Annotated in this window: 1 protein-coding gene and 1 pseudogene; both read left to right on the top strand. The window is 70.0% G+C overall.

Annotation, left to right across the window (positions count from 1 at the left end):
- Positions 1-295: pseudogene (locus A5658_RS24725) on the top strand (nicotinate phosphoribosyltransferase); the annotation flags it as partial.
- Positions 296-315: 20 nt separating this feature from the next.
- Positions 316-1,768, top strand: a 1,453-nt coding sequence (locus A5658_RS24720; protein WP_067341647.1) for an ATP-dependent DNA helicase, incomplete at its 3' end; no start/stop codon positions are given.

The following is a 1,768-nucleotide window of genomic DNA, read 5'->3' as shown; positions in this document are numbered from 1 at the left end:
CGGCGGCCGCAAGGAGGCGGTGCGATTGGCACGCTCGACCGGAACGATCACCGAGGAGGTCGTGTATCCGGCGGGCCACCGGCCATCCCATTCGGAACCGTGGCGGCTGCTGACGGTTCCGCTGGTGCGCGACGGCGAAGTGGTGGCGGACACTGCGCTGGGCGTGGCACGCGACTTGGTGGCATCGGGCTTGCGAAGCTTGCCGTGGGAAGGTCTGATGTTGTCGCACGGCGACCCGGCGATCCCCACCACGCAGATCCAGGCCCGACGTCCACCGCCCGACACCCAGGAGTAGCCACGCCCGACGATGTGCCGATGCCGGTGACGCAGCTGCTGGCCACTGCGGTGGCGGCGCTGGGCGGCAAGGAACGCAGCGGCCAGCTGGAGATGGCCAACGCGGTCGCGCATGCCTTCGAATCCGAAGAACACCTGGCCGTACAGGCGGGCACCGGCACCGGAAAGTCGTTGGCATACCTCGTTCCGGCGATCGAGCGGGCGGTGGCCGACAACACGCCGGTGGTGGTGTCGACGGCGACCATCGCCCTGCAGCGACAACTGGTCAACCGGGATCTCCCCCAGCTCGTCGATGCTCTCGCCGACGCGCTGCCGCGCAAGCCGAGTTTCGCGTTGCTCAAAGGCCGGCAGAACTACCTGTGCCTGAACAAGATTCACAACGGCTCCGCCGCCGACGCCGCCGAGGAGCCGCAGGAGCTGTTTCGGCCGCAGGCGGCCTCGGCAATGGGTCGCGAGGTGCAACGGCTCACCGAGTGGGCGTCGGAGACCGACACCGGCGACCGCGACGACCTCAAACCCGGTGTCGCCGACCGGTCGTGGGGGCAGGTCAGCGTCTCCGCCCGCGAATGCCTCGGGATGGCCCGCTGCCCGTTCGGCACCGACTGCTTCTCCGAGAAGGCGCGGGCCAAGGCGGGCCTCGCCGATGTCGTCGTCACCAATCACGCACTGTTGGCCATCGATGCCGTCGCCGACTCCGCCGTGCTGCCCGAACATCGGCTGCTGGTAGTCGACGAGGCCCACGACCTGGTCGACCGGGTCACCGCGGTCGCCACCGGCGAGCTGACCGCCACTGCGCTCGGCATCGCGTCGCGACGCATCGCCCAACTGGTTGAACCCGAGCTCATGCAGCGCTGGGAACGCACGTCGGGCAGCTTCATCACGCTCATCCAGAATGCATCGGCCGGTCGCATGGACCACCTCGACGACGAGCTCGCCACCCACCTGACCGCGCTGCGTGATGCGGCCACCGCGGCGCGCTCGACCATCGACACCGCACCCACCGATCCCAAGGCCGCGGCGGCCCGCAACGAAGCGGTGGCCAGCCTCGCCGAAATCGCCGACACCGCAACGCGAATCCTATCGGCCTTCGGGCCGGCGATCCCTGATCGCACCGACGTCGTCTGGCTCGATCACGAAGAAAGCCGCGGCTCGACGCGGACCTTTCTGCGGGTCGCGCCGCTGTCGGTGGCCGGTTTGCTGCGCACCCGGCTCTTCGCCGACGCGACCGCGGTGCTCACCTCGGCGACGCTGACCGTCGGCGGCTCGTTCGACGCGATGGCCAAGGCGTGGGGCCTGGCCGACAGCGAAACGCCTTGGCGCGGGCTCGATGTGGGCTCGCCGTTCGAGCACGCCAAGTCCGGGATCCTCTACGTCGCGGCCCACCTGCCGCCGCCCGGCCGGGACGGCACTGGCACAGCCGAACAGCTGACCGAAATCGCCGAACTGATCACCGCGGCGGGCGGCCGGACGCTCG

It is taken from the genome of Mycobacterium sp. 1245111.1, from assembly GCF_001673405.1.
Taxonomy (GTDB): Bacteria; Actinomycetota; Actinomycetes; order Mycobacteriales; family Mycobacteriaceae; genus Mycobacterium.
Note: the sequence above shows the minus strand (reverse complement) of the source record. Positions and strands in the feature narration are given on the sequence as shown.